1 protein-coding gene and 1 pseudogene are annotated in these 1,472 nt (G+C 68.8%); one reads left to right on the forward strand and one right to left on the reverse strand.

What is annotated here, in order from left to right; genetic code table 11:
• Positions 1-32: 32 nt before the first annotated feature.
• Positions 33-1,157 (reverse strand): AIR synthase-related protein, encoded by a 1,125-nt coding sequence (locus tag I73_RS17090; RefSeq protein WP_022981728.1) that lies wholly within the window; start codon positions 1,155-1,157, stop codon positions 33-35.
• A 72-nt stretch (positions 1,158-1,229) separates the two neighbouring features.
• Between I73_RS17090 and I73_RS28610 the strand changes: the two are divergent.
• Positions 1,230-1,472: pseudogene (locus I73_RS28610) on the forward strand (DNA polymerase III subunit gamma/tau); the annotation flags it as partial.

Genomic DNA, 1,472 nt, shown 5'->3' on the forward strand with positions numbered 1-1,472 from the left:
TGCGAAAGGCGCGAAGCTTTTCGCGCAGCGCCTCAGGGCAGCTGCAGATCCTCGGTGCCGAAGGTCACGCCGATGGGCTCGATGATGACCTGTTTGGGGCCTTCCTCGACCTGGCCGGCCACCCAGGCGTCCACGCCCTGGGCCTTGGAAATCTCCACCACGCGCTGCGCATCGGTGGCGTTGACGAACAGCGCGAAGCCGGCGCCCATGTTCAGCGTGGAATAGGCCTCGCGGTCGTCCTGCTGGGCATGCTGCTGGATGAACTTCAGCACCGGGGTGACCGGCGGCACGGTGTGGATGCGGTAGGTTTGCGCGCTGGCGTGGCGCAGCAGCTTGCGCCAGCCGTGGCCGGTGATGTTGGCGCTGTAGTTCACCGCGATGCCGGCAGCGGCCAGGGCCTCGGTGACCGGGCTGTAGAGGATGGTCGGGGCCAGCAGGGCCTCGCCGTAGCTCAGGCCGGGGCTCACCTCGGTCAGGTAGCCCTGGGGCAGGCGCTCCACCAGCTTGCGCGCCAGGCTCAGGCCGTTGGCATGGATGCCGCTGGAGGCCAGCAGCACGATGGCATTGCCCGGGGCGAGGTTGTCACCCACACTCAGGCGGCTCTTGGGGCTGATGATGCCGGTGCAGGAGGCCGCCAGGTCGATGCGGCCGGCCTCGACGATGCCGGCCAGCGCCGGGGTTTCGCCGCCGCCCCAGGCCACCTTGCAGGTGTCGCAGGCCTTCTTCCAGCCTTCCACCAGGGCCTGGGCGCGCTGGGCATCGCCGAACCAGTCGCTGCCGCCGGCGGCCCAGTAGGCCTGCACCACCAGGGGTGTGGCGCCCACGGTGATCAGGTCGTTGACCGCCATCGCGATCGTGTCCTGGGCGATGCCGTCGTAGTAGCTCTTGCCGGTCAGGGCCTTCATCTCGTCGGCCACCAGGGCCTTGGAGCCCAGGCATTCGACGATGCTGGCCAGGTAGAACGGGCCCACATCCACCACATAGGCGGATTCCCCGCGCGAGGCCTTCACCTCGGAGAAGCCGTGGCCGGCCAGGTGGCCGGCCGTGGCGGCAGCCGCGCGCTGGGCCGCTACCTTGAGCGGGTCGATCAGGTCGTAGTTGACGCCAGCCTGCTCGTAGCTCAGGGTGGACGGGTTGGAGGAGGCGGAGGAACTCATGGGGCGGGATTATCCGATACCGACCGCCCCAGGGCGAGGGTGGTCGCGCATCCGGTTCCTTAGAATGGCCGGATGAGTTATGTCGTCCTGGCCCGCAAGTACCGGCCCCGCAGCTTCGAGGAGATGGTGGGGCAGGACCATGTCGTGCGCGCGCTCACCCATGCGCTGGAGCAGGGGCGGCTGCACCATGCCTACCTGTTCACCGGCACGCGTGGCATCGGCAAGACGACTGTCTCGCGCATCCTGGCCAAGAGCCTGAACTGCGTCGGCCCCGACGGGCAGGTTGGCGTCACGGCCCATCCATGTGGCGTGTGC

This window comes from Ideonella sp. B508-1, from assembly GCF_000333615.1.
GTDB lineage: Bacteria > Pseudomonadota > Gammaproteobacteria > Burkholderiales > Burkholderiaceae_C > Ideonella.